The sequence below is a fragment of the Ensifer sp. Root954 genome (genome assembly GCF_001429005.1).
Classification (GTDB): domain Bacteria; phylum Pseudomonadota; class Alphaproteobacteria; order Rhizobiales; family Rhizobiaceae; genus Ensifer; species Ensifer adhaerens.
Genome location: NZ_LMJM01000023.1, coordinates 736,747 through 738,031 on the forward strand (window position 1 = coordinate 736,747; position 1,285 = coordinate 738,031).

1 protein-coding gene and 2 pseudogenes are annotated in these 1,285 nt (G+C 63.5%); all 3 read left to right on the forward strand.

Going from position 1 to position 1,285, the window contains the following annotated elements; translation table 11 throughout:
- Positions 1 to 178 (forward strand): annotated as a pseudogene (locus tag ASE71_RS36965) (lipoprotein-releasing system transmembrane subunit LolC); the annotation flags it as partial.
- Between the two features lie 16 nt (positions 179 to 194).
- Positions 195 to 881 (forward strand): ABC transporter ATP-binding protein, encoded by a 687-nt coding sequence (locus ASE71_RS17600; RefSeq protein WP_060522200.1) that lies wholly within the window; start codon positions 195 to 197, stop codon positions 879 to 881.
- Positions 882 to 1,048: 167 nt separating this feature from the next.
- Positions 1,049 to 1,285, forward strand: a pseudogene (locus tag ASE71_RS36970) (lipoprotein-releasing system transmembrane subunit LolC); the annotation flags it as partial.

Sequence of the window (1,285 nt, forward strand, 5' to 3'; positions counted from 1 at the left end):
CGGAACGACGCTGTTTAGCCCAGAGCTTTATTTCCTCAGCCAGCTTCCGGCCGACATGAATGCCGACGAGACGGCGCTCGTCATCGTCATGGCGCTGACCCTTTCCTTCCTCGCCACGATCTTTCCGGCCTGGCGCGCCTCGCGCCTCGATCCGGTGCAGGCCCTGCGTTACGAATGACAAGGACATCACTTAAATGAATGCGCGCGTGGCACTGCAGCTTTCCGGCGTCGAACGCCACTATGGGGAAGGCGAGACGTTCCTTTCCATCCTCAAGGGTGCTGACTTCACGCTGAGAAGCGGCGAGACCGTGGCGCTGGTGGCGCCGTCAGGGACCGGAAAATCGACGCTGCTGCATGTGGCGGGCCTGCTGGAACGCCCCGATAGCGGCGAGGTGCTGGTCAACGGGGTGTCCTGCGCCGGGCTCAATGACGATCGGCGCACGGCGATCCGTCGCAACGAGATCGGATTCGTCTACCAGTTCCACCACCTGTTGCCTGAGTTCTCGGCGCGCGAAAACATCATGATGCCGCAGTTGATCGCCGGTCTGCCCAAGGCGGAAGCCGCGGAGCGGGCTGGGGCGTTGCTCGACTATATGCGCATCGGCCACCGCGCCGATCACCGCCCGGCGGAACTTTCCGGCGGCGAGCAGCAGCGCGTTGCGATTGCGCGCGCCGTTGCCAACGCGCCGCTCGTTCTCCTTGCCGACGAACCGACAGGCAATCTCGATCCGGAAACCGCCGGTTATGTCTTCGAGGCGCTGGAAGCGCTGGCACGGCAGTCGGGCCTCGCGGCATTGATCGCGACGCACAATCACGAGCTCGCCGGACTGATGGATCGGCGGGTGACGATCGAAGACGGCAAGGTCGTCGAGATGAAGTGAGTGTGCCGGAGGGCGGATGCGACGACCACTCGGACGCCGCCACGTCAGCCTGCCTTTCGCTGGCGCACCTACAGTCTCTCGACGTAAATCTAGACCGCCCTCGATGATCGTCGAAGCGGTGATCGACAAGCTGGTCGCAACGAAGTGATGAGGCGAAGGAAGGCAGGATGACCGCCGTGACCGAAGATCGGGTGCAGGCCGCAGCGCAGCCTGAAAAGTCCTCCAGCCGACCCTTTTCCGCCTTCGAGCGTTTGGTGGCTTGGCGCTACCTGCGCTCCAGGCGCAAGGAAGCCTTCATCTCTGTCATCGCCGGCTTCTCCTTCATCGGCATCATGCTCGGGGTGGCGACGCTGATCATCGTCATGGCGGTGATGAACGGCTTCCGCACCGAGCTCATCTCCCGC